The 23,366-nt window shown below is 38.3% G+C and carries 18 protein-coding genes; 14 read left to right on the top strand and 4 right to left on the bottom strand.

From position 1 onward, the window contains the following. Positions 1 to 186: 186 nt before the first annotated feature. Both V6R96_RS16765 and V6R96_RS16760 read right to left on the bottom strand, forming a co-directional pair. The gene (locus V6R96_RS16765) at positions 187 to 585 is read right to left on the bottom strand and encodes an immunity 22 family protein (RefSeq protein ID WP_336379650.1); all 399 of its coding nucleotides are present in this window, start codon (positions 583 to 585) and stop codon (positions 187 to 189) included. A 27-nt stretch (positions 586 to 612) separates the two neighbouring features. Continuing rightward, complete coding sequence (locus V6R96_RS16760; RefSeq protein ID WP_336379649.1) at positions 613 to 1,170, bottom strand: YdeI/OmpD-associated family protein; 558 nt, start codon at positions 1,168 to 1,170, stop codon at positions 613 to 615. Positions 1,171 to 1,300: 130 nt separating this feature from the next. On the opposite strand from V6R96_RS16760, the gene V6R96_RS16755 reads away from it, so the two are divergent. After that, positions 1,301 to 1,948 carry an MgtC/SapB family protein gene (locus tag V6R96_RS16755; RefSeq protein WP_336379648.1) on the top strand — a complete coding sequence of 216 codons (648 nt, stop codon included), beginning with the start codon at positions 1,301 to 1,303 and terminating at the stop codon, positions 1,946 to 1,948. Between the two features lie 30 nt (positions 1,949 to 1,978). On the opposite strand, the gene V6R96_RS16750 is transcribed toward V6R96_RS16755, so the two are convergent. Further along, positions 1,979 to 2,467 (bottom strand): copper resistance protein NlpE, encoded by a 489-nt coding sequence (locus tag V6R96_RS16750; protein WP_336379647.1) that lies wholly within the window; start codon positions 2,465 to 2,467, stop codon positions 1,979 to 1,981. A 416-nt stretch (positions 2,468 to 2,883) separates the two neighbouring features. Here V6R96_RS16750 and V6R96_RS16745 point away from each other — a divergent pair, with 416 nt between their 5' ends. The 3 genes from V6R96_RS16745 (at position 2,884) to V6R96_RS16735 (ending at position 7,169) form a co-directional block, all read left to right on the top strand. Beyond that, positions 2,884 to 5,022, top strand: a complete 2,139-nt coding sequence (locus V6R96_RS16745) for a S46 family peptidase (RefSeq protein ID WP_336379646.1) — start codon at positions 2,884 to 2,886, stop codon at positions 5,020 to 5,022. A 69-nt stretch (positions 5,023 to 5,091) separates the two neighbouring features. After that, the gene (locus tag V6R96_RS16740) at positions 5,092 to 6,090 is read left to right on the top strand and encodes a polysaccharide deacetylase family protein (protein ID WP_336379645.1); all 999 of its coding nucleotides are present in this window, start codon (positions 5,092 to 5,094) and stop codon (positions 6,088 to 6,090) included. Continuing rightward, positions 6,087 to 7,169 carry a GNAT family N-acetyltransferase gene (locus V6R96_RS16735; protein WP_336379644.1) on the top strand — a complete coding sequence of 361 codons (1,083 nt, stop codon included), beginning with the start codon at positions 6,087 to 6,089 and terminating at the stop codon, positions 7,167 to 7,169. The genes V6R96_RS16740 and V6R96_RS16735 overlap by 4 nt, the downstream gene beginning before the upstream one ends. Positions 7,170 to 7,286: 117 nt before the next feature. On the opposite strand, the gene V6R96_RS16730 is transcribed toward V6R96_RS16735, so the two are convergent. Then, positions 7,287 to 10,154 (bottom strand): insulinase family protein, encoded by a 2,868-nt coding sequence (locus V6R96_RS16730; protein ID WP_336379643.1) that lies wholly within the window; start codon positions 10,152 to 10,154, stop codon positions 7,287 to 7,289. Between the two features lie 183 nt (positions 10,155 to 10,337). Here V6R96_RS16730 and V6R96_RS16725 point away from each other — a divergent pair, with 183 nt between their 5' ends. The 10 genes from V6R96_RS16725 (at position 10,338) to V6R96_RS16680 (ending at position 23,336) form a co-directional block, all read left to right on the top strand. Beyond that, positions 10,338 to 10,820, top strand: coding sequence for a GNAT family N-acetyltransferase (locus V6R96_RS16725; RefSeq protein WP_336379642.1), 483 nt, complete (start codon positions 10,338 to 10,340; stop codon positions 10,818 to 10,820). Positions 10,821 to 10,912: 92 nt separating this feature from the next. After that, on the top strand, positions 10,913 to 12,238 hold the full coding sequence (locus tag V6R96_RS16720) for a sigma-54 dependent transcriptional regulator (protein ID WP_336379641.1): 1,326 nt from the start codon (positions 10,913 to 10,915) through the stop codon (positions 12,236 to 12,238). A gap of 775 nt (positions 12,239 to 13,013) precedes the next feature. Continuing rightward, positions 13,014 to 14,708: a potassium-transporting ATPase subunit KdpA gene (kdpA, locus tag V6R96_RS16715; RefSeq protein ID WP_336379640.1), complete on the top strand. Its 1,695-nt coding sequence runs from the start codon at positions 13,014 to 13,016 to the stop codon at positions 14,706 to 14,708. Positions 14,709 to 14,878: 170 nt separating this feature from the next. Next, positions 14,879 to 16,918 carry a potassium-transporting ATPase subunit KdpB gene (gene kdpB, locus V6R96_RS16710; protein WP_336379639.1) on the top strand — a complete coding sequence of 680 codons (2,040 nt, stop codon included), beginning with the start codon at positions 14,879 to 14,881 and terminating at the stop codon, positions 16,916 to 16,918. Positions 16,919 to 16,929: 11 nt separating this feature from the next. Continuing rightward, positions 16,930 to 17,487, top strand: coding sequence for a K(+)-transporting ATPase subunit C (locus V6R96_RS16705; RefSeq protein WP_336379638.1), 558 nt, complete (start codon positions 16,930 to 16,932; stop codon positions 17,485 to 17,487). 13 nt (positions 17,488 to 17,500) lie between these two features. Continuing rightward, positions 17,501 to 18,589 carry a porin gene (locus V6R96_RS16700; protein WP_336379637.1) on the top strand — a complete coding sequence of 363 codons (1,089 nt, stop codon included), beginning with the start codon at positions 17,501 to 17,503 and terminating at the stop codon, positions 18,587 to 18,589. A gap of 346 nt (positions 18,590 to 18,935) precedes the next feature. Beyond that, positions 18,936 to 20,045, top strand: a complete 1,110-nt coding sequence (locus V6R96_RS16695; protein WP_336379636.1) for a sensor protein KdpD — start codon at positions 18,936 to 18,938, stop codon at positions 20,043 to 20,045. A 5-nt stretch (positions 20,046 to 20,050) separates the two neighbouring features. Next, on the top strand, positions 20,051 to 21,766 hold the full coding sequence (locus V6R96_RS16690) for an ATP-binding protein (protein WP_336379635.1): 1,716 nt from the start codon (positions 20,051 to 20,053) through the stop codon (positions 21,764 to 21,766). Positions 21,767 to 21,824: 58 nt separating this feature from the next. Next, on the top strand, positions 21,825 to 22,304 hold the full coding sequence (locus tag V6R96_RS16685) for an STM3941 family protein (RefSeq protein ID WP_336379634.1): 480 nt from the start codon (positions 21,825 to 21,827) through the stop codon (positions 22,302 to 22,304). A gap of 567 nt (positions 22,305 to 22,871) precedes the next feature. Next, positions 22,872 to 23,336, top strand: a complete 465-nt coding sequence (locus V6R96_RS16680) for a hypothetical protein (protein ID WP_336379633.1) — start codon at positions 22,872 to 22,874, stop codon at positions 23,334 to 23,336. Positions 23,337 to 23,366 lie beyond the last annotated feature (30 nt).

The raw sequence follows: 23,366 nt of genomic DNA, 5'->3' as shown, positions 1-23,366 counted from the left end.
ATTAAAATTTTAAATTGCCGATAAAGTAATTTTGCTGTATGGTCTTAATTTTCAATAAGGGTAGTTCTTTTTACCGCTTCACGATACTGCAATAATATCTTTACTAATTATGTCATATTTCAGAAGGATCACAAAAATCTTCAGCAGATTCTCATGATCCTTTATTGAAACCCTTCTCACAGAAAGCTAGATATTGTATTCAATTTCACCGATATAATATAATGCATATTCCTCATCATTCACCGAAACCGGATTGGGAATAGCATGTTTGTTAGCGAAAATAATAGCATTTACCGGAGTTTCCAGGCCGAGCTCGTTGATCTTCTGTTCCACAACGGGAAGCCATTGATCAGCATAAGAATAATCGGTAAACTTTTCGTAGATGCCTAAACTTTCCTCTTCAAAACCATATTCCAGAAAATCATAATCAAACCATTGGATATGTTGTGATTCTGCAAATTTTGAAACGTAAAGATCCTCCGTTTCCTCTTCTGTGTAATATTTCTCATCTTCTTCCGCAAAATCATTAAAGGCGTCCTCATTTTTAAAATATCCCAACCAAAAGTGTGAAATTTCTTTCTCCATAAATTATTTTTTAAGTATACTGTATGTTTATTTTAATCTCTTTAATTGTTCACTTTCACCAATAGCCTTTTCCAGTCTGGAAAGCCTTGTTTTTTCCTGTTTGGCGCTCATCAGCCAGTGAATGACCATCCTTTTATAAGAAGGAGCCTGTTTTTCAAAAAAAGCCCAGGCATTTTTATGGGTTTTAAATTGCTTTTCATATGTCGGATCAAGAATGATTTCCTCTTTCTCATGCGAGTAGACTCCCGTTTTATCTTCTTTTCTTGCTTCAAATGCTTTTTGCCCTTCTAAGGTCATAAGCCCGGCTTTCGTCAGCTCTTCCACTTTTTTTATATTGATGATACTCCAGATGCTATTCGGTTTTCTTGGTGTAAAACGGTTAGAATAGCTTTCTGCGTCCAAAGATCTTCTCACACTGTCTATCCATCCGAAGCACAAAGCCTGGTCCACAGCTTCAGACCAGTTCATAGAAGGTTTTCCACTGTCTTTTTTATAGAAGCCCACCAGAATCTCTTTTTCTTTTGTATGATGCTCCTCCAGCCACTTTCTGAATTCTTCCTTGGTTGCAAAAAAAGTAGGCGTCATCGTGAATCTTGTTATTGAATTAAAGTGTAATATTACAAAACTTTTCTTTTAAACAGTACAATACTGATTGATCAAAAGACATTAAAATACACTTTTTTATTGTAATTTTATTCAGGTAAAACTCAGTACAATGGAATTCCTTCAGGATCATTATGTCATACAAAATGAACTGCTGCTGATACTGATCTCTGTTCTTCTGGGACTTTTGATTGGCGCAGAACGAGAATATCGTAACAAATCGGCAGGTCTTCGGACTTTTATTCTGGTATGTTTCGGCTCCTGTCTTTTTACCATTCTTTCCATAAAAATAGGCGTTGAAAATCCAGATCGCTTGGCAGCCAATATCATTACCGGAATCGGTTTTCTGGGAGCAGGCGTCATTTTTAAAGGGGATAATAAGATCGATGGAATTACTACGGCAACCACTATCTGGGCTACCGCTTCAATAGGAATGGCTGTAGGCTCGGGCTATGTTTACCTTTCATTTTTAGGAACAGTTTTGGTGCTTTTGATCCTGAGTGCACTGATCTTCCTTCAGAATTATATAGACAGTAGTCATAAAATAAGAGAATATAGAATAACGGTCACCAGATCAGAAGATATTGAGCACTGTGAAAAAATATTTGAAGAACATCATCTGAAACATTTTATGCTGAAAATGCAGTATACACAGGGAAACCTTTCTATCACATGGAGGCTCACGGGAAAACATACAAAACATGATGAAGTCGTAAAAAGCCTTATTAATGATCCTAAAATTACAGCTTATCAGTTTTAGATACAAGCAAAAAAATAAAGGCTTAAGCCCTTATTTTTTCTTGAAAACATACAGATCCTTGTTAGGTCCGGTTATTTCTTTTCCGTCCATATCCAGCTGTATAAGAACATTTTCACCTACTTTGTATTTATAGCCGGCACTTTTTCCTTTTAAGGTAATGACACTTCCTGAGGCATCCCATTCAAAAGTTCCTTTATCCTGGTTTTTGGAATTTCTCTCAATATATTCCTCAGTGATGCTGAACGTTTTATCATTGTTAATGGTAAGCGATGTTTTAATTCCCGGACAATCTGCACAAGGAACTACAGCCTCATACGTTCCCGGCCAGTCAAGAGCGTTTTCCGAAGTATCGCCTGGAGCAGAAGGAGTTACTTTTGCAATACTGTCAGAAGAAGGTGTTTGTACCGTTGCAGAATCTGTTGTCGTATCAACAGTTTCAGGAGTTTTTTCTTTAGGGTTACACGATGTTAAAAATGCAGCAGATGCAATCCCCAGAATGAACATTTTGCTATTTACCATGATGGAATAATTTAGATATATTAATAATTTAAGTGCTTTATTTGAAACAAAAACTAAGCCATAGAGGGGAGTTGGAGGGCTGTAGAGTTTGAGAGTTTGAGAGTTTTAGGGTTTGGGAGCTTGATTTATGTTGTTAGTTGACAGTTAAATTATTGAGGAAACACTTTGAAATCTGAAATCTCACATCTGAAATCTTGATTCCTGGCTCTTCATTCTGGCACTCCAAAATTCACCACTCACTTATGAAGCAAAATTCACCATTGACATATTCCAACTTAACCTTAGTCTTATATCTCGTGTCTGAAATCTCACATCTGAAATCTTGATTCTCGGCTCTTCATCCCTGCCGCTATATTTCCTCGCCCATGTAAGGCATATGTATAATATTCTTTGTAAATTGGGACAAAATTTTGATTATGACAAAAAAGATACTTTTATCCGTATTTCTTTTGCCGGCTGCAATGGCATTTGCACAACAATATGGAGGAATGTGGATTCCTACAGAACTGAATGAAAAGGAAATGAAGGATTTGGGAATGAAAATCTCTGCCAAAGACATTTTCAATACTCAAAAGCCGAGCATAAAGGATGCGGTAGTACAGTTTAACGGCGGATGTACTGCTGAAATCATTTCACCGAAAGGTCTGTTATTGACCAACCATCACTGTGGATATGGGCAGATCCAGGCCCATTCTACAGTTCAGAATGATCTTCTTTCGAATGGTTTCTGGGCTAAAAATCCAGACGGGGAACTTCCGAATCCGGGTGTAAAAGTAGACTTCATTGTAGACATCAAAGAAGTGACAGATCAGATCCTGGAAGGGACAGACAACCTTGTAGAGCCTGAGCTGACTAAAAAAGTTAATAAAAATATTGAGGTTTACAAAAACTCTCAGAAAATAGAATCTTACCAGTCGATCATTGTAAAATCAATGTACTACGGTAACAAATATTATGCTTTTACCACGGAAACATATAAGGATATCCGTCTGGTTGGGGCACCGCCTCAAAGCATAGGGAAATTCGGGAGCGATACGGATAACTGGGTTTGGCCAAGGCATACCGGAGATTTCTCCATGTTCAGAATCTATGCAGGAAAAGACAACAAGCCTGCAGAATATTCAAAAGACAACGTTCCTTACGTGCCGAAACACTATCTTCCTGTTTCCATAAAAGATAAAACTGAAAACGATTTTACATTCGTATTCGGGTTTCCGGGGAAAACAACAGAATATCTTCCTGCAGTAGCTGTAGAGAAGATCATAACCGATATAGATCCTGCAAGAATTGCCGTACGTGAGGTGGCGCTGAAAACATTGGACGAGAAAATGCGTACAGACAGCGAAACGCGCATCAAATATGCTTCAAAATATGCTTCAGTGGCCAATTACTGGAAAAAATGGATAGGCGAAGTAGAAGGCCTGAAAAAATCTAATGCAGTTGAGAAAAAAGTCATGTACGAAGGTTCTTTGGTCGCTAAAAATCATGAGATCAAAACTACTTTGGACCAATTGAATAAACTGTACAATGATCAGGCTCCTTATGCATTAAACAATGCTTATTATACAGAAGTGGTAAGAAATGCCGAAACGCTGAAGCTTGCAGGCGATTACTACGACTATATTGCCTCTGTGGAAGCAGGAAAAATGGATGAAAAAGAGCTTGCCAAATTAAAAACAAAAGTAACCTCTTTCTACAAAGACTACAGCGCAGAGCTGGATGCTAAAGTGACAGCAAAATTACTGGCTTTGTATGCCAATAAAACCGCTCCTCAGTTCCTGCCTGTCGGATTCAGTAAATATAAAGACGAGAACCAGAACATTCCGGTAGTGGAAGAGATGTCTAAAAACTCAATCATTACAGGAAGAGAGCAGGTAAACGGAGCGTCTCTCACCGGAGATATTGAGAAAGTATTTTCCAATCAGGACAAGCTAATCAAAACTTTGAAAAAAGATCCAATTTATCAGCTGTACGCCTCTATGAAAGAGACCTATATGAAAAATGCTGATCCTCAGTTTACTTCTCTTCAGGGGAAAATTGACGACCTTCAGAAGAAATTCATGGCGCAGCAGATGGCAACGGATAAAGACAGAAAATTCTTCCCGGATGCGAATTCTACCCTTCGTGTAACCTACGGAAAAGTAAAGGGTTCTACCCCTAGAGATGCTGTTTCTTATGGTTATCAGACGCATTTGGCAGGAGTAATGGAAAAATATATTCCGGGAGATTATGAATTTGATGTTCCTAAAAAACTGATCGATCTTTACAACAAAAAAGACTACAGCATCTATAAAGACAAAACAGGAGATGTTCCTGTAGGATTCACTGCGACCAACCATACAACGGGAGGAAACTCAGGAAGTCCTGCTCTTGATGCCAACGGAAACCTTGTAGGCCTTAACTTCGACAGACAGTGGGAGGGAACAATGAGCGACATCAATTACGATCCGCGTTTCAGCCGAAACATTATGGTAGATACCAAATACATCCTTTTCATTATCGATAAATTTGCCGATTCCAAATGGCTTATCGACGAAATGAAGGTGATTAAATAATACATAAAAGTGATACCTTTAAGAATCTATTTAAATCCAATTTGAATAGATTCTTTTTATTTAATAGAGATGAAAGATAAGATCATCAATATACTCGCCGCCTTTGAAAAAGGAGATATCGGGAATTCTTTTCCGATGGATTACTGTTTGCCCGTCTATCACTGTGTTTCTGATGAAAATCTGCCACATATCAGGCACATTATTCAATATAAGAATACAAAACAGTTCGAAGCAGATATAGACTGTCTTTCAAAGCATTTTCAGTTCGTCAGCTGGTCAGAATTCAAGGACTTTATCAATGGTAACTTTAAACCTAAAAAAAAGATTGCTCTTCTGACTTTTGATGACGGTTTCAGGGAGTTTTACGATATTGTACTTCCTGTTCTGGAAAGAAAAGGAATATATGCCTGCAATTTTATAAATCCGGCTTTTATTGATAATCAGGAGCTGATGTTCAGATGTAAGGCAAGTTTAATTATTGATGCTGTGGAAAAAACAAAGACAGCAGATCCGGAGATCTTTCAAATGCTTTCCCTGGAAAATACGTCAACAGAAGGTTTAAAACAACAGGTTTTAAAGATCAATTATCATAAAAGAGAACTGCTGGACAGGATTACTGAAAAACTGGAAATTGACTGCTATGCTTACCTTAAAGAGCACACTCCTTATCTTACAACAGAGCAGTTAAAAGTACTGACGCAAAAGGGCTATGGAATTTCCTCCCACAGCTGGGATCATCCCAAGTATGGCGAACTGTCATTGAAGGAACAGATGGAAAGTACCAACCGGACTTTTCATTATTTGAAAGAAAATGGTTTTCTATACGAAAGCTTTGCATTTCCATTCACGGACTTTGGAGTAAAAAAAGATTTCTTTGATGAGCTGTTTAAAAATAAAGATCTATTCTGTTGTTTTGGAAGTGCAGGCGCAAAATTGGATAGTATAGAGCGGCTTTTTCACAGAATTCCGATGGAAATGGGAGAGAGCGGAGAAAACATATTAAAAAAAGAAACCGCTTATTTCAGATTGAAAAAAATAATCAACAAAAATAAAATAGTGAGAAGATGACGGAGCTGAAGACATTTAACAAAAAAGAACTTGAGGATTTCGTGTCATCAGGAGATTTCAGAAACTTTGATTTTCTTCCTATTTCAGAACATCGGGCAAAATCCCAGATCAAAAACCTGAAAGCTTTAGATAATCAGACACTTTTGGTTTTGGCTTTTTATGACGGAAAACTGGCCGGGTATGTAGGATGTTTCCCTGATAATTATTTAATTGACGGAGAAATATTCCACTATGCGTGGTTAAGTACCCTGTTTGTAAGTGAAGAATTTCGTGGGAAAAGGATTGCAAAAGCATTACTGAATAAGATGTTTGAAGAATATGACGGCAATATCATCGCAACAGAATTTACCAAAGAAGCAGAAGCTCTTTATAACATGTTGGGCGTTTTTGAATATGTTTACCCAAAGGCAGGAAAAAGATATTATTTCCGTTCAGATGCAGCGCATATTATTCCTGAGAAAAAGCCTGAAACTAAAGCTGCAAAACCACTTTTTCAAATAACTGATGCTGTTGCCAATTCTTTAATTGCCTTAAAAAACTCTGCCATCAAAAAGCCCGGATTCAGATTTGAAATCCTTGATCATATTGATACCGAAAGCTTAGAATTCATGTCAGAATTCCGTAGCAGACGAAATGCCGATGAAATCAATGTATTTATAAAAAATCCGTGGGTATTGGAAGGTAAGAAGAAAGATGATCAATACCTGTTTTCAAGTTATGCTGAGGTTTTTAAATATGTTTGGGTGAAAATATATGATGACAACAGTAATTTAGCAGCCTGTTCACTGCTTCAGCTCAGGGATGGGAATCTTAAAATTCCCTATCTGTTTTCAGAAGCCTCTGATCTGGATCGCTTCATTGATTTCCTAAGCTATTATATTGTCAGCAATAAAGTAAAAAACCTAACCAGCTATCAGAAAGAACTCAATTCACGAATAGAGCAGTCGAAAATATTTCCAAAGATCTACGAACGTAATTTTGAAAGAAGATACTTATTCCACAAACAGCTCATACAGCATCTGCCAGAAGGATTCGATCCTGAATATCAGGACGGAGACGGAGATTGTATGATGACCTAGATGTAGCTTAAAATCAATATAAATTCTGTTTTTTTCAGTGCATTTATTTTTAGGTCCTTATACTCGGATTCAATTAATATAAAAAACCGCTTCAATTATGAAGCGGTTTAAATTTTTTTAATGTCCGAAAATCTCTTTCAGTGTTAGCTCTTTAAAGGTTCCCATCTGGTTTACGGCATCCATATCCAGATTTTCTTTCTTCCCAATAATCGCTGTATTAAAATGTATTGGCCTGATCTTCGTTTGGTAAAAATCCTTCAGATCTTCAAACTTCAGGTTTTCGATCTGTCTGTAAATGTCTTTTCTGAAATCATGGTGAATCCCGAGTTTTTTCAGTCGTAACGTATTGAAAAATATATTGTTTCGGGTAATTCTGGTTGAAGCGATCTGTTTCAGAGCGGCATTTTTGGCATTTTCAAACTGGATAGGAACTTCGGGAAGCTCATTCATCAACTCGCTCATTGTGCTTACGGCAGTCTGGAGTTTATCCGGCTGCGTTCCGATATACGTGGTAATATAATCAGGATGCCCCAGCTCAGAATTGGCTGCGTAAGAAACATACGCAGAATAGGCTAAACTCTTACTTTCGCGGATCTCCTGGAAAACGATAGATGAAAGCCCTCTTCCGAAATATTCATTGAAAACGTTAATCTTTCCGAAGTTTGAAGTATCTACCTGATGTCCTCTTCCCACTTTACTCATTTCCATCTGAACCATATCATAATCTGTAAAATAGACATTTCCGTTGGTTTCAGGTTCAGGATATTGTTTAGGCTCAGGAATCCGGAAACTTTCATTTTCCACATACCTTCCAATATACTGTTTGAAATTTTCCACATTCTTTCCATAGAAAAATATCTCATAAGGATATTTGAAAAGATTTTTCATTCTGTCTGTAAATACCTCTGCATTGCTGCCTTCAAGCTCCTCTTTGGAAATAATATCCGTGTAACGTGAGAAGCTCCCCAGTTTTGTATAATTGGTCAGGGCAGTCATAATACGGGTTTTATCTTTTTTTGTAGCCTGGCGGTTTTCCAGAACCGTTTCTACGAATTGCCTGTAAATCTCCTGATCCGGTTTTACACCATATATCCAGTGCTGAAGAAGAGAAATCCCTTTTTCAATATTTTCTTCCAGCCCGCTCAGTGAGATCAGAAGCTGGTCATTTGTTGTTTTAAAATCATTGCTGATTCCGATCTTAAAGAATTCCTTTTTTAAATCCTCAGGTGAAAGATCTTCCGTTCCAAGATATTGTAAAAGCTGGGTAGACATTCCAAGATCCCTGTCGTTATCACTTCCAAAAGGAAAAATAAAGTGCACCTGGGCAATATCATTATATTTATTGCGAACGAAGCTCAGCTTTTTATCCTTTACCTTATCTGTAAGGATTTCTTTCTCATAATCAATAAATTCCGGCTGTATATCTTCTGTTTTTTCAGCAGTAATTTCCTTTAAAAAGTCAGACTGCGCATCACGGTTGATTTTAATCGGGGTAATTCCGGGATTTTCAACTCTTACCAATTGGTCATTAACACCTTTTTCCTTGTAAACAATCGCATAGTTCTCTTTAAAAAATGCATTGGCAAAATTGACCACATCTTCTTTGGTAAAACTTTCATACTCATCCATTTCATTCAGTTCCTGTTCCCACGATCTTCCCTTGATATAGGTGTCATAAAGGTTTGTAGCCAGTCCATCTGCTGTTTCCAGGCCTTTCAGACGTTGAATTTTAAAATCATTGATGATAGCAGGAAGAATCCAATCCGGGAAATCTCCTTTTTTGATCAGCTCAAGCTGTTCCAGAACCATATCTTTTGCCTCATCCAAGGTCTGCGTTTCCTTCGGAACAGCCACGATAGAAAAATATCCGTATTGTTTTAATCCCACAGAAAAAGCCTGTGCCCAAAGCATTTTTTGCGTTTGGTTGATGTTCAGATCAAGAAGTCCGGCTTCCCCTCTGTTGCTGAGAATATTGGCAGTGATATCTGCAAGCATAGCCTCCTTTGAACCAAAACTGTCCGTTCTCCAAGCTAATTGAACCCTCGGAGTGGTAGGGCTTTTTACCGTCCTTTTTACAATTTCTGTTAATGGCTGCTCGGTAACAGGAGTTTTTTTAGGAAGCTCCCTGTAAGGAATTGTTCCAAAATACCGATCGACAAGCTGAATGGTTTCTTCAAAATCCAGATCACCGACTAAAATCATAGCATAGTTATTCGGGACATAATATTCATCGAAATACTTATGAATAGCCTTCATTGAAGGATTCTTCAGATGTTCAGGTTTTCCTAGTGTTGTTTGCTGTCCGTTCGGATGGGTTGGAAAAAGAGCAGCCATCAGCTCATAGCTCACAAGTCTTGAATCATTATCCTGAGCCCTGTTAAATTCCTCATAGACCGATTCCAGTTCCGTATGGAAAAGACGAAGCACAATCTCTGAAAACCTTTCCTTCTCTATTTTAAGCCATTTTTCCAGCTCATTATTCGGAACATTATTTTTATAAACCGTCTCATCAAACCACGTGTGGGCATTGGTTCCGCTGGCTCCCAGGGATGAGATGGCTTTATCATACTCATTGGCAATGGCATATTGGCTGGCTTCCTGGGAAACTTCATCTATTTTTTTATAGATTTCCTTTTTTTTATCAGGATCCTGTTCTGCTTTATGTTCTTCATATAGCGCAGAAATCCGGTCAAGGAGTTCCTTTTCTTTTTCCCAGTTCTGGGTACCTATTTTTGAGGTCCCTTTAAACATCATATGTTCAAGGTAATGCGCCAAACCCGTATTGTCAGACGGATCATTATTACTTCCTGTTCTCACGGGAATGTACGTCTGAATTCTCGGAGCATCAAAATTTTGAGCAAGAAAAACCTTTAAACCATTTTTTAAAGTGTAAATTCTTACCTTGTTTTCGTCATTGGGAATGGTGATATATTCGTAGTTGTTTTTATCTGTATGAACTGTTTCTTTGTATCTTTTGTCAATCATAAGCTAACTCATTTCATTCCTAAAAATCAGAATGCATTACAAATGTAAGGATTCAGAAAAGAACAAACCGGAATTTCCGTATTATTGCATCTATAGTTTTAATTTATATCAGATAAAAACATTATTCACATTATCAGAGGTCAAAACTATCCTGTAATTATCATTTCACAAATTAAAATCATAATGAATATTCAGTACCGAAAACTTTTACCCGAAGAAAGTGCCGTTTACAGAACAATCAGGCTTGAAAGCTTAAAGGAATTCCCGGAATCTTTTTGCGCGGACTATGAGGAAGCGTTAAAAACTGAAAAATTCAGAATAGAATATGATATTGAAAATCAATTGGCAGAAAGGTTTGTATTGGGAGCTTTCAATGAAGATCAATTAATTGGAATCTGTACTTTTGTTAAAGATGAAAATGACAGAGGAAATATTTACCAGATGTATGTTAAAGAAGAATATCAGGGTAGAAATATAGGTTTACATCTGATTCAAAAGGTTATAGAGGAGGTTTGTAGCCATTTTAAGAGCATTGAAATCTATCTTGAAGTTAAACATAATAATGCTAAAGCATTTAATCTTTACAAAAAGATTGGTTTTGTAGAAATTTCTGATGCGCAACAAAAGGAAATTAATCCGAGTGTACTGATGAAATATTCTCGTTAAATAAAATAATATTAATCAGACATCTTTATTTTCTTTGCTTCTTTCCAAAAGAAATTCTATAAGTTTGCAGTAGTTTTCCAAAAACACACACCATGCACGGAAACATTCTGATCATCGATGACGAGATCAAGCTCCTGAAATTATTAGGAATGATTCTTTCCCAAGAAGATTTTAACGTAAAAGAAGCCTCAACAGCACGTTCTGCCATGACTATGCTCGAGCAGCATGAATTTGATGTTGTTCTATGCGATGTCCGGCTTCCCGATGCTTTCGGGGTAGAGCTGGTAAGATCCATCAAAACCAAATATCCTCATCTCGAAATTATTCTGATGACCGCCTTCGGAAATATTACCGATGCCGTTCAGGCGATGAGAAACGGCGCTTATGATTACTTAGTGAAGGGTGACGACAATGAGAAGATCATTCCGCTGGTATATAAAGCTTTGGAAAAAGTTAAAGACAATCGTTCTAAAATTGGTCAAAAAATTACTGTATCAAAAGGTTTCGGACAGATCATCGGAACTTCTCCTCTGATTCTTCAGTCTAAAAAACTGGCTGAAAAAGTAGCTTTGACGGATGCGGCTGTTCTTCTGACAGGAGAAACCGGAACCGGAAAAGAAGTTTTTGCCAATGCCATCCATGACGGAAGCGAAAGAAAGAAAAATAATTTTGTGGCCATCAACTGTTCAGCATTCAGCAAAGAAATACTGGAAAGCGAACTTTTTGGACATAAACAGGGTGCTTTTACGGGTGCTGTAAAAGATAAGAAAGGTCTCATAGAAGAAGCCAACGGAGGAACCTTATTTTTAGACGAAATAGGAGAGATGCCGATAGAACTTCAGGCAAAACTGCTGCGTGTTCTCGAAACCGGAGAATTCATCAAAATGGGAGAGACCAAAGTTTCCCGTTCAGATTTCAGACTGATTGCTGCGACCAACAGGGATCTGGAGGACGAAATTAAACAGGGCAACTTCCGCGAAGATCTCTACTTCCGACTGAATGTTTTCGAAATTCATCTTCCGCCATTACGTGAAAGAAAAGAAGATCTGAAAATGCTGGCCAAAAACTTCATTGATATTTTCTCCCGCAAACTTCACCTTTCAAACCTTCAGGTTAATCCTGATTACTATAAAACCCTTGAAAAAAACGACTGGAAAGGAAATATCCGCGAGCTTAGAAATGCTGTGGAGAGAAGCCTTATTCTAATGGAGGATAATATTCTGGATGCTGAAAGTTTGCCCCATTATTCAGATAAAATCGTTCCTGAAAGTGATTCTTTAAGTATAAGATCCCTCGAAAAAATACACATCCAAAAAGTCCTGCAGTACACCAAAGGTAATAAAGCCGAAGCCGCCAGGCTGCTGGAAATCGGCATTGCTACACTGTACCGCAAGCTGGAGGAGTATGGATGGAGGTAAATGAGTTGCGAGTATCGGGTTTGCGAGTCCGAGAGTCGGAGAGTTATGAGTTATTAGTTTCGGGATGCGTGTTTCGGGGTTTGTGCGTCGGAGAGTGTGAGTGTTTTAGAGTTTCGGAGTGTGAGTGTCGTTGAATAAACGACAAATATCTGGTGTCTGAGGTTCCCGAAGCCACCAGCGGTAATGTCTGACGTCTGGCATCTAAAATCGTGTTTCTTGAATCTCCCATTCGCTTTTCACTTACGAAGCAAAATTCACCATTCACTACTCACAACCACCATTACAACTTCGACCAACCTTATTCCCTATTCCCTAATCTCTACAACCTAACACCTGACTCCTATCATTTCAATAAACGAGCCTATCAAAATGATAGGCTTTTGTGTTTTGGTACGGTTGAGTTATTTGATTTAATTTATTGATTATTAGTTATTTGAATGTTTTTGTATCAGAGTGGGCCTTTATTTGGCCTATAGGACCTGAATAAAATATTTTAAAAATGACAATTTCAAGAAAAACGTTCAAAAAACGTGAGCACGCAGGCTTCAGTCTGCTGATGGTATCGTACGTACTGCTGACCCTATTAACTTTAATAATAACGATATGATGCTGATAAGTTTGATCCTGCTTTTTGCAGTGATGTTCTGGCTTCTCTATAAATCCGTTGAATTTTTTGATAAAATATAAAACTATGTGGAGTTTATTTTTCCTTTCAATTCTGGCCTTTGTGTACATCTGCTACGTTTTGCTGAAACCTGAAAAATTTTAACCGGTCATGAATACAGAAATTTTAGGCGTTATTGCCATGTTTGTGATCACATTAGTCATTGGAATATTTCTTGGGAAATACATTGCTAATGTGTACGGGTACAAAAAGACCTTTTTAGATCCTGTTTTTGAACCTGTTGAAAAATTAATTTATAAAATATCCGGAATCAACCCGGTCCGCCAGATGACCTGGAAGCAGAATATGTATGCCATGCTGACGATCAATCTGGTCTGGTTCATGATAGGATTCCTGATCCTGCTGACCCAGGCGTGGCTTCCTCTGAATCCTGACGGAAACCCGAATATGTCACCAGATCTTGCTTTTAATACAGCTATTTCCTTTTTGGTGAACTGTAACCTTCAGCATTATTCAGGAGAGACGGGAGTGAGCTATTTAAGTCAGCTTTACCTGATGTTCCTGCAGTTTGTAACCGCAGCTACCGGAATGGCGGCTATGGCAGTTCTTTTCAAAGCTTTTAAAGATAAAACAACTACAGAACTAGGGAATTTCTACGATTTCTTTACTAAATCTGTGGTCAGAATACTTGTTCCGATCAGTATCCTTGTTGCTCTGATCCTTTCTGCCAACGGAAGTCCGATGACTTTTGAAGGAAAAGACCATGTCACAACGCTGGAAGGACAGAAAGTTGATGTTTCCAGAGGGCCTGTAGCCGCTTTTGTGGCGATCAAGCATTTGGGAACCAATGGGGGAGGTTTCTTCGGAGCCAACTCAGCACACCCACTTGAAAATCCGAACTATGTAACGAATATGACCGAAATGGTCACTCAGATGATCATTCCGTTTGCATTGGTTTTTGCATTAGGATTTTATCTGAAAAAGAGAAAGCTATCATGGGTGATCTTTACCGTAATGACTGTCGGCTTCCTGGCACTTGCCGTTCCGAATATTGTGAATGAAACAAGTGGCAATCCTCTTATCACAGAAATGGGGACTGACAACAGCCTTGGAGCTATGGAAGGTAAGGAAATCCGTTTCGGAAGCGCATCTTCAGGATATTGGAGCATTGCAACAACTGTGATTTCAACAGGCTCTGTGAATTCAATGCATGACAGTACGATGCCGCTTTCAGGAATGAATGAGCTGCTGGCCATGATGATCAACTGCTTCTACGGAGGCTGCGGTGTTGGAATCCTTAATTATTTCATCTTCATTATTCTCGCAGTATTCATCAGTGGCCTGATGGTAGGAAGAACGCCGGAATTCATGGGTAAGAAGATCGAAGCCAAGGAGATGAAGATTGCTATGATCGTGGCTCTGTTCCACCCGTTTTTAATACTTGTAGGAACAGCGTTAACCGCCTATCTGCCGGAATTTGGAGCCAAAACATTGAATAATCCTGGTTTCCACGGGTTCAGTGAAATGCTGTACGAGTTCACTTCTTCTTCTGCGAACAACGGTTCCGGGTTCGAAGGCCTTGGAGACAATACCCCATGGTGGAATATCTCAACAGGAATTGTATTACTCTTATCCAGATTTATTCCGATCATCGGACCGATAGCGATTGCAGGATTATTGGCACAGAAAAAATTCATCCCTGAAAGTTCAGGAACTCTGAAAACGGATACAGCTACTTTCGGCTTTATGACGCTGGCGGTGATCCTTCTTATTGCAGCCCTGTCTTTCTTCCCGGCCCTTACATTGGGACCTATCGCAGAACAGATCCAGTATTTCTCTAAATAAATATTAAAAATTAAAATCAATAGTCAACCATTAGGAAGATTGAAATATCAGGAAACTAGTCTAAACTCATCGAAACATTCACCTGAATATATTATCCATTTCCACTCCTCTTGTTTTAATCTGTCTTAATGGTTACCATTGATTTACAATGATATAACTCTTTCAAAAAAATGAAAAATCAATCACAGACATTGTTTCAAAAAGATTTGGTGAACGAAGCGATCAAACAGTCCTTCGTGAAGCTGAATCCTAAAATCATGTTTAAAAATCCCGTGATGTTCCTGGTAGAGGTAGGAACTGTTGTGATGTTCATCGTAAGTCTTTTCAGTCTTACAGGAGACCAATCGCAGGGAAGCTTTGCTTATAACTTTACCGTATTCATTATCTTATTTTTCACCGTTCTTTTTGCCAATTTTGCAGAAGCAATAGCCGAAGCCAGAGGAAAAGCACAGGCAGATACCCTCAGAAAAACACGTGAAGAAACTCCCGCCAAAGTAATTTTGGAGAACAAACCGGGATTTCAGGTAGAAACCATTCTGAGAATGTCCGCCGAAATGAAACTGGGTGATATTTTCCTTTGCGAAACCGGAGATCAGATCCCGATGGACGGAGAAATTATCGAAGGACTTGCTACCATTGATGAATCTGCAATCACCGGAGAAAGTGCCCCCGTTATCCGTGAATCCGGAGGGGACAAAAGTTCTGTAACCGGAGGGACAAAGGTTCTTTCCGACAGAATAAAAGTAAAAGTGACCACCAAACCGGGAGAGTCCTTTTTAGATAAAATGATTGCCCTTGTAGAAGGAGCATCCAGACAGAAAACACCTAATGAAATTGCATTAACCATACTTTTGGCAGGATTTACCCTGACCTTTATTATCGTAACACTCACTTTGAAACCTTTTGCAGACTACGCGCAGACTCCCATTACCATTGCGGCCTTTATATCACTTTTCGTTTGCTTGATTCCCACAACCATTGGAGGTCTGCTTTCTGCAATCGGGATCGCCGGAATGGACAGAGCCCTGAGAGCGAATGTGATTACGAAAAGCGGTAAAGCAGTGGAAACTGCCGGAGATATTGACGTACTGCTTCTTGATAAAACAGGAACCATCACCATCGGAAACCGTAAAGCGACGGAATTTCACCCTGCAGACGGAATCAGGCTGCCGGACTTTATTAAAGCTTCTGCGTTAAGCTCAGTAGCGGATGAAACGCCGGAAGGAAAATCCATTATAGAATTAAGCCAGCTGAAATCAGAAGACCTTCTTGTTCCCAACCCGGTCTACATTGATTTCTCCGCGGAAACCAGAACCTCAGGAATTGATTTTGAAGACACAAGGATCAGAAAAGGGGCTTATGACACGATAAAAAAACTGACTGAAAAAGCCGGGAATATCTTCCCGAAAGAAACCCAGGATGCTGTTACCAAAATTTCTGAAAACGGAGGAACTCCTCTTGTTGTCAGCGTTAATGAGAAAGTATGGGGCGTCATCGAACTTCAGGATATCATTAAAACAGGAATTCAGGAACGTTTCCAGAGACTGAGAAAAATGGGGGTAAAAACGGTGATGGTAACCGGAGATAATCCTCTGACGGCAAAATTCATTGCAGAAAAGGCAGGCGTAGATGATTTCATTGCCGAAGCCAAGCCTGAAGACAAAATGAACTACATCAAAAAAGAACAGCAGGAAGGAAAGCTGGTCGCCATGATGGGAGACGGAACGAATGATGCTCCGGCACTGGCTCAGGCCGATGTGGGGGTAGCAATGAACAGCGGAACACAGGCTGCAAAAGAAGCCGGAAACATGGTAGATCTTGACAATGACCCTACGAAACTGATTGAGATCGTAGAGATTGGGAAACAGCTGCTGATGACCCGTGGAACACTGACGACTTTCAGCATTGCTAATGACGTTGCTAAATATTTTGCCATCATTCCTGCACTGTTGATTACTTTCATTCCTTCCCTTCAGAAATTGAATATTATGAATCTTCACAGCCCGGAAACAGCCATATTATCAGCCGTTATTTTCAATGCCGTGATCATTCCTTTCCTTATTCCGTTAGCGTTAAAAGGAGTTGCTTATAAACCGATTGGGGCCAGTGCACTCTTAAGAAGAAATCTTTTAATCTATGGCTTGGGTGGTGTTATTGTTCCGTTTATCGGGATTAAAATCATCGATTTAGTGATCAGTTTATTCTATTAAAATTAAAAAAAATGAAAAATCATATTGTTACAGCATTCAGACTGACTATTGTAATGTTGGCTATCGTAGGAATTTATCTGCTTATCGTGTATGGAGGCTCCAAAATATTGCCTACAAAAGGAAATGCAGAGATTATCACTCAAAACGGACAGAAATTCTACGCCAATATCGGGCAGGAATTTAAATCAGAAAAATATTTCCACGGACGTCCTTCAGCTGTTGATTATAACGCAGCGGGAAGTGCCGGAAGTAATAAAGGACCGAGTAATGAAGAATACCTGCAAACCGTACAGAAAAGAATAGATACCTTAAAGATGACGCATCCGGGAATGGAAAATGCAAAAGTTCCTGTAGAGCTGGTTACAGCCTGTGGAAGCGGACTGGATCCTGATATTTCTGAAGAAGGGGCTCTGTATCAGGTAAAGAAAATTGCAGAAGTGCGAAACCTTTCTGAAGAAAAAGTAAGAAATTTGATTAAAAATCAGACAGAGAAACCGTTTTTAGGACTTTTAGGACCTTCAAAAGTAAATGTACTGAAGCTTAATATCGCTTTGGATCAGTTAAAATAATCTAGCTATCACCGTGAAAAAATATATCATTACCAGTGCTGTATTATTCGGGATCTTTTTCCCGAAAGCACAATCATCAGATTCATTAAAAACAGAAAATAAAGTGACTTTTTCTGCCTATGCAGAACTTTTCTACACGTATGATTTTAATGAACCAGCCAATCATCTCCGTCAGAATTTTTTATACTCCTACAACAGACATAACGAGCTCAATCTGAATTTAGGATTGGTAAAAGCGAATTATCAGAGTGAAAATCTCCGCGCCAATGTAGCTTTAATGGCCGGAACCTATGCGCAGGACAATATGGCTGCAGAACAGGAAGCATTGCGCTATGTAAATGAAGCAAACGTGGGAATTAAAATTTCAAAGACCAAAAACCTTTGGATTGATGCAGGGATTATGCCTTCCCACATCGGCTGGGAAAGTGCCATAGGAAAAGATAATGTTAATCTGACAAGAAGTTTTGCTGCTGAAAATTCACCGTATTTTGAAACCGGAGCAAAGGTTTCTTATACTTCAGACAATGGAAAATGGTTTTTAAGCGGATTAGTGCTTAATGGCTGGCAGCGTATCGCAAAACCGGAAGGTAACCAGACGATTTCTTTCGGGCACCAGGTAACCTATAAACCGACAGAAAAAATTACCCTGAACAGCAGTTCATTCATTGGAAACGATAAATCAAAAGCTGAAAAAAGAATGCGGTATTTTCATGATCTTTACGGGAATTTTCAGTTGACAGAACGATTCTCAGCGTTGCTTGGGTTTGATATCGGGGCAGAACAGAAAGAGAAAGGAAGCAACAGTTATAACATCTGGTACACTCCAAATGTCTTAATGAAATACCAGCTAGACAACAAATGGGCCCTGGCGGGAAGAGTTGAATATTACAATGATAAAAATGGGGTGATCATCAGCACCAAAACACCCAACGGTTTCCAGACCTTCGGCTATTCCCTGAATGTGGATTATGCTATTCTGAAGAACGTAGTTTTCCGTACAGAAGCGAGAGGTTTTACATCTAAAGACGCCATTTTTATGAAAAATGATGAGATGAAGCAGGGAAATTTCTTTATCACAACAAGTCTGGCTGCATGGTTTTAGAAAGAGAAAAGTGAATAATGAAGAGTGAAAAATAATTAATCAGCCACAAAAGTCACAAAAGTTTTTAAAACTTAAGTTATTTGAAGTTTAAACGCATTGTGAAAAGAAGTTCACATCAGTATAAAAATCAAATATTTTTATACTGATGTATACCACTTATAGAACCGGGGAAATTCCCTTCCACGGGAGGGGTGGAGAAAATTCAAAGAATTTTTGACGGGGTGGTTCGGAGAGTAGTTCAAGAAAAAATGTCCAAAATAATCGTAACTTACTTATATCGTCTAAAGTGTTGGAAAATAAACCTTTTGTGCCTTTTGTATTAAAAAAAATAAAGCAAAAAAAATCAATGTCATCAGCAAAACATTTTTTAGAACTCATTCAGAAATCCCGCAAAGGAAAATTCAAGATCTATATCGGGATGAGCGCAGGGGTGGGAAAAACTTTCCGTATGCTTCAGGAGGCACAGTCTCTGCTGCGTAACGGCATTGATGTGAAAATCGGCTATGTAGAAACCCACGACCGTGAGGAAACTGTAGCTCTTACCGACGGGATACCCGAAATACCGAGAAGATCGGTTTTCTATAAAGGTAAAAACCTTGAAGAAATGGATCTTCAGACCATTATCAATGAACATCCTGAGGTGGTTCTCGTGGATGAATTGGCGCATACCAACGTAGAAGGTTCAAAAAATAAGAAAAGATGGCAGGATGTGCTGGAGATCCTTGATAACGGAATTAATGTCATCAGTGCCATGAATATTCAGCATATCGAAAGTCTGAATGAAGAAGTGAAGAACATTACAGGAATAGAAGTCGCTGAACGTGTTCCTGATAAAATTCTGGGTCTTGCCGATGAGGTAGTGAATATAGACCTTACTGCTGATGAACTGCTGACCCGCCTGAAAGAAGGGAAAATTTATAAAAAAGAGAAGATCCAGACTGCGCTTACCAATTTTTTTCAGAGCGGACATATCCTGCAGCTTCGGGAGCTTGCTTTGAAAGAGGTGGCCGCCCACGTGGAAAGAAAGGTGGAAACGGAAATAAAAACAGAGAATTTTAAACCGATAAAATTTCTCGCATGCATCAGCAGTAATGAAAAGATCGCTAAAAATATCATCAGGAAAACTGCCCGTCTGGCGAGTTATTACAACAGCCAGTGGACGGTTCTGTATGTACAGAAGCCATCGGAGAATCCCGAAAAAATTGCCCTCGATAAACAGCGGTATTTGATTAATAATTTTAATTTAGCACAGGAATTGGGAGCGAAGGTCGTCAGGGTAAAAGAAAACAGTGTCCACAAAGGAATTCTGGATTACGTGATTGCCCATAATATCACGACAGTCTGCATAGGAAAACCCCACGCAGAGCTCTGGCAGCGTCTTTCCGGCTACAGCTGGATTTATACGCTGATGAACAGGCTGAATGAGAGGCAGATAGATATTATTATTTTATCTTAGAAGTAATGAAACTTAAAACAAAACTCACCCTAGGCGTAGGTCTTTTATTTTTACTGATTGTACTCATGTCAGTAATTGGATCCGTCTATATCAATAAACTGAAATCGGATACGGAAAAGATCCTTACGGCCAATTACAACAGTCTGGAATTTTCTAAAAATATGTTGCTGGCACTGGATAAAATAAGCACGGACAGCGCTATTGCCGTCAATGATTTTCAGAAAAACAATAAGCTGCAGGAGAAAAACCTTACTGAGTTTGGCGAAAAAGAAGCTACCCAAAGCCTGAATCTTCATTTCAATAGTTATCTGAAACAATCTTCTCCGGAAAAAGAAAAACTGATCCGTGAAGACCTCGCGAAAATCATGTCCCTGAATATGAAAGGGATCGAAAGAAAAAGTGATATCGCCATCATCACCGCTGAAAACGCCACTTTCTGGATCGTCAGTCTGGGAACCGTATGTTTCCTGATTGCTTTTATCCTGCTTTTTAACCTGCCTCAGACCATTGCAGAGCCTATCAATCAGCTGACGTTCAGTATCCGGCAGATTGCAGCTAAAAATTATAATGAAAGGGTACATTTCAAAGGAAGTGAAGAATTTAACAGCCTTGCGGATTCTTTTAATACCATGGCGGAAAAGCTTCAGGAATACGAAAGCAGCAGCCTTTCCAAACAGCTGATGGATAAAAAACGTATTGAAACACTGGTGAATAATATGCATGATGCAGTGATCGGGCTGGATGAAAATCACTTTATCTACATGATTAACGATGAGGCATTAAAGATCACCAATCTACGTAAGGAAGAAATCATTGGCAAGACCGCCCATGAAGTGGCTGTCAATAATGATCTGATGCGGGAACTGCTTAAAAATATCGATCATCCGGTGAAAGAACCGATCAAGATTGTTCGTGATAATAAGGAAAACTATTTTGAGCAGGATATCATTCCCATCAATATTGTAAAAACGGGTGAAAAAGAAACCAGATATATCGGGAAAGTAATTCTTCTCCGCAACATTACCCCTTTCAAAGAACTGGATTTTGCTAAAACCAATTTTATAGCTACAATCTCTCACGAGCTTAAAACTCCGATTTCTGCGATAAAAATGGGAGTACAGCTACTCGGAAACCAAAAATTCGGAGCGCTGAATGACCAGCAGCAAGAATTGCTCAAAGGTATCAATGATGATGGCCAAAGGCTATTGAATATCACCGGAGAACTTCTGAACCTTTCACAGGTAGAAACCGGAAATATCAGACTGACCATTGAAAAATGCTCACCGAAAGAGATGGTACAGGCTGCTGTAAAGAATGTTGAAAAGCTGGCGGAACAAAAAAATATTCCAATCAATATCGAATATCTTGTAAGCGACAATGACTGGGTGAACGCAGATTTTGACAAGACGGTCTGGGTGATTAATAATTTTCTGACCAATGCAGTAAAACATTCCTTCCAGGATGAAAATATTGCGATCAGGGTAGAAAGGTTGGATTCAATGATTCAGTTCAGCATTACCGATACCGGAAGCGGGATCGATGAGAAATACCACCGCCAGATCTTCGACCGCTATTTTCAGGTTCCGGGAGAGCATCAGAACGGGACAGGGTTGGGCCTGGCTATTTCTAAAAACTTCATTGAAAAACAAAATGGGGATATAGGCGTAAAAAGCGCTCCGAACCAGGGAAGCACTTTTTATTTCAGGCTGCCTGTTTTGTAATTTTCAAAACAGGATATTTTATATATTTGAACCTTGAAACATTCCAACTTATACAGATATGAAAGAAACTCATTTTTATTCAAGTAAAATTGTAAGTTTTGTCATGTTTGTTTTCTCAGCTATTTTTACTTGTGGTTTTATATTTATGGATATAGACCGCTATAGTCTTTTTAAAATAATTATACTTAAACTGGGATTTGTTTTGTTTCTTTTTGGTCTTATTTATTCTTTGATTTTATTGTTTCGTAGAAAACCATTACTTACGATTACTGATCGGCAAATTATTATTTATAATATGTTTGGAAAACAGACGATAGTAGATTTTGAAGATATTAAATCATTTTATATATCAAATTCAGCCTATCGTGGAATTAAAACGACCGAAAGTATTTGCATTGTTTTAAAACCAGATAAAAATAAAAAATCAAGTAAATTTTCATTTTATTTCCATCAAGCCATACAAGTTGATATCTTAAATGTCAAGACGAAGGTTCTGCTTAGAATTTTAAATACAAAACTTAAATCTTTAGATAAATAAAAGAATTTTTATTAACAATTCAAGTAATACTAAATGTTCGATAATTTATTCTTTTACCTTTTTCTGGCAGGTATCTTACTAAAATTAATTTCCGGAATCTTTTTTTCTGTTCAAAAGAAAAAGATCATTGACAGGTGCAGAAATTCAGATTCCAAAGTATTAAAAAATATCAGTGGAAAAATTGTTTGTGAAAAAGGTTTCTTGCGTAGAAATATTCGCTGGTACAGTTTTGATATACTTCTTAACCAAAACTCCGTTTTTTTATTTCCAAAGGATTTTTATTTTATTCAGGCCCGTTTCATCAATCTGACCTTTAATTCTGATAAGAGAAACACTAAAAGTCCGACGGTACTGAGAGAGTTTAGTATTAATAAGGATATTGTTGTTTTGATATCTTATCCTGATTTTTTAGTTAACGGGAAGCGGATCATCTATTTACAGGACCTTAATCCCGAACAAATCAAATTTTTCCAGGAAGCTTTAAAGAATAGAATGCCTGTAATTTTAAAGTAATAGATTTAGCAAAATTCTTTTAAATTTACAAAGTCACAATCACAAAACCAACGTATGAAAACTTCTATTAGTTTACTATTACTTTTGTTTTTAATCATGTTTCACTCAAAGATGTCAGGTCAGGCTTTCAAACTGGAAGAGCTCGCCGGATTCAACAGGCTTGATATGGCTTCATTTAAAACAGAAATTAAAGAGCAGCATAAATATACTTTCTATGACAAAACAGAAAGTCCTGCATTTATTCTGTTCGAGTATGACAGCCCGGGATATATCTATAAAATTGGAAAATTTGATTATACTGATGATAAATCTCAGGACAATATAGAGTTTCAGTTCAAAGACAAAAAAGAGCATGATGCCTACATAAAAGCAATTCTCGCAGCAGGTTACAAACAAACTGAAAAAGGGAAAATACTTACCGGTGAAAATTATGTAGATTACCTTAAAGATAAAGCACAGATCAGAATGGTTCATCCTAAGACTGCAAAGGATAATTACACGATTATAGTTTTCAAATAAAATGATTTTATATACTTTGGTATCACTGGA

The organism is Chryseobacterium sp. CCNWLW53, assembly GCF_037083525.1.
In the GTDB taxonomy this organism is placed as follows: Bacteria; Bacteroidota; Bacteroidia; order Flavobacteriales; family Weeksellaceae; genus Chryseobacterium; species Chryseobacterium lathyri.
The sequence above is the reverse complement of the archived record's forward strand: the minus strand, read 5'-3'. Positions and strand labels throughout refer to the sequence as shown.

What these genes read in the sequence shown, in the direction of transcription:
- V6R96_RS16695 (WP_336379636.1), top strand. Translation starts at nt 18,936, where the DNA reads ATGTCATCAGCAAAACATTTTTTAGAACTCATTCAGAAATCCCGCAAA.
- V6R96_RS16690 (WP_336379635.1), top strand. Translation starts at nt 20,051, where the DNA reads ATGAAACTTAAAACAAAACTCACCCTAGGCGTAGGTCTTTTATTTTTA.
- V6R96_RS16765 (WP_336379650.1), bottom strand. Translation starts at nt 585, where the DNA reads ATGGAGAAAGAAATTTCACACTTTTGGTTGGGATATTTTAAAAATGAG.
- V6R96_RS16685 (WP_336379634.1), top strand. Translation starts at nt 21,825, where the DNA reads ATGAAAGAAACTCATTTTTATTCAAGTAAAATTGTAAGTTTTGTCATG.
- V6R96_RS16705 (WP_336379638.1), top strand. Translation starts at nt 16,930, where the DNA reads ATGAAAAATCATATTGTTACAGCATTCAGACTGACTATTGTAATGTTG.
- V6R96_RS16680 (WP_336379633.1), top strand. Translation starts at nt 22,872, where the DNA reads ATGAAAACTTCTATTAGTTTACTATTACTTTTGTTTTTAATCATGTTT.
- V6R96_RS16745 (WP_336379646.1), top strand. Translation starts at nt 2,884, where the DNA reads ATGACAAAAAAGATACTTTTATCCGTATTTCTTTTGCCGGCTGCAATG.
- kdpB (WP_336379639.1), top strand. Translation starts at nt 14,879, where the DNA reads ATGAAAAATCAATCACAGACATTGTTTCAAAAAGATTTGGTGAACGAA.
- kdpA (WP_336379640.1), top strand. Translation starts at nt 13,014, where the DNA reads ATGAATACAGAAATTTTAGGCGTTATTGCCATGTTTGTGATCACATTA.
- V6R96_RS16740 (WP_336379645.1), top strand. Translation starts at nt 5,092, where the DNA reads ATGAAAGATAAGATCATCAATATACTCGCCGCCTTTGAAAAAGGAGAT.
- V6R96_RS16725 (WP_336379642.1), top strand. Translation starts at nt 10,338, where the DNA reads ATGAATATTCAGTACCGAAAACTTTTACCCGAAGAAAGTGCCGTTTAC.
- V6R96_RS16755 (WP_336379648.1), top strand. Translation starts at nt 1,301, where the DNA reads ATGGAATTCCTTCAGGATCATTATGTCATACAAAATGAACTGCTGCTG.
- V6R96_RS16720 (WP_336379641.1), top strand. Translation starts at nt 10,913, where the DNA reads ATGCACGGAAACATTCTGATCATCGATGACGAGATCAAGCTCCTGAAA.
- V6R96_RS16735 (WP_336379644.1), top strand. Translation starts at nt 6,087, where the DNA reads ATGACGGAGCTGAAGACATTTAACAAAAAAGAACTTGAGGATTTCGTG.
- V6R96_RS16760 (WP_336379649.1), bottom strand. Translation starts at nt 1,170, where the DNA reads ATGACGCCTACTTTTTTTGCAACCAAGGAAGAATTCAGAAAGTGGCTG.
- V6R96_RS16750 (WP_336379647.1), bottom strand. Translation starts at nt 2,467, where the DNA reads ATGGTAAATAGCAAAATGTTCATTCTGGGGATTGCATCTGCTGCATTT.
- V6R96_RS16730 (WP_336379643.1), bottom strand. Translation starts at nt 10,154, where the DNA reads ATGATTGACAAAAGATACAAAGAAACAGTTCATACAGATAAAAACAAC.